This window comes from Psychrobacter sp. 1U2 (assembly GCF_051847575.1).
Window position 1 is genome coordinate 1 of the sequence record NZ_JBPYDC010000647.1, and the last position, 920, is coordinate 920.

Annotated in this window: 1 protein-coding gene and 1 pseudogene; both read left to right on the top strand. The window is 40.7% G+C overall.

The features are described from left to right. Nucleotides 1–203: pseudogene (locus tag ACS8FD_RS17840) on the top strand (F0F1 ATP synthase subunit beta); the annotation flags it as partial. Between the two features lie 93 nt (nucleotides 204–296). Then, complete coding sequence (locus ACS8FD_RS17845; RefSeq protein WP_021812807.1) at nucleotides 297–713, top strand: F0F1 ATP synthase subunit epsilon; 417 nt, start codon at nucleotides 297–299, stop codon at nucleotides 711–713. Nucleotides 714–920: the final 207 nt, after the last annotated feature.

Consider the following 920-nt stretch of genomic DNA (forward strand, 5'->3'; position numbering starts at 1 on the left):
GTTTCTTATCACAGCCATTCCACGTAGCAGAAGTATTCACTGGTGCACCTGGTAAATATGTACCACTGCGCGATACTATTGCTAGCTTTAAAGCAATTATCGCTGGCGAATACGATGATTTACCAGAGCAAGCGTTTTACATGGCTGGCGGTATTGATGAAGTAGTCGCCAAAGCGGAAAAAATGAAATCTACTGCAGCGTAAGTTGTATTAGCATTTGCTAAACTGCGAGTAGGCTGACGCCAGTCTACTCGCAAGTAGATAACGCATCGCAGTTTTGATCGTAAGGAGTTAAATATGGCAACGTTACAATGTCGCGTCGTAAGTGCTCGTGAAGAGTTGTATTCGGGCGAAATCAGCATGTTAATAGCTACGGGTACCGAAGGCGAGATTGGTGTATTGCCAGGTCACACACCGCTTATTACTTTGCTAAAACCAGGTGCGATGCGAGTGCAAACACCAAATGGTGAAGAAGAAGTGATTTACGTATCAGGCGGCGTGTTAGAAGTACAGCCAAAGATGGTCACTGTATTAGCAGATACTGCCATGCGTGCACATAACCTTGACGAAAGTAAAATCGTTGAAGCACGTAAAAAAGCGGAACAAATGCTGGTCAACCAATCTGATACCGTACAAACTAATGCGGCCTTGGCTTCATTAGCAGAATCAGTAGCCCAGCTGCAAACGATTCGTAAATACAAAAACCGCGCTTAATTTGTTGTCTACAGTATTGAATGGTAGTTTTTATTCAGTATTTGACAATAAAATAGTAAAAAAACAGTCCATAATGGGCTGTTTTTTTTTATGGTGTGCAGAGTGTTGGTAAATATAATTAAGGATTTAATAAAATATTTCTACCCAATCAGTATATTTGGTTGGCATAAGTAGGTATTTCATATTCTCTGTTAGGTTAATAATAGC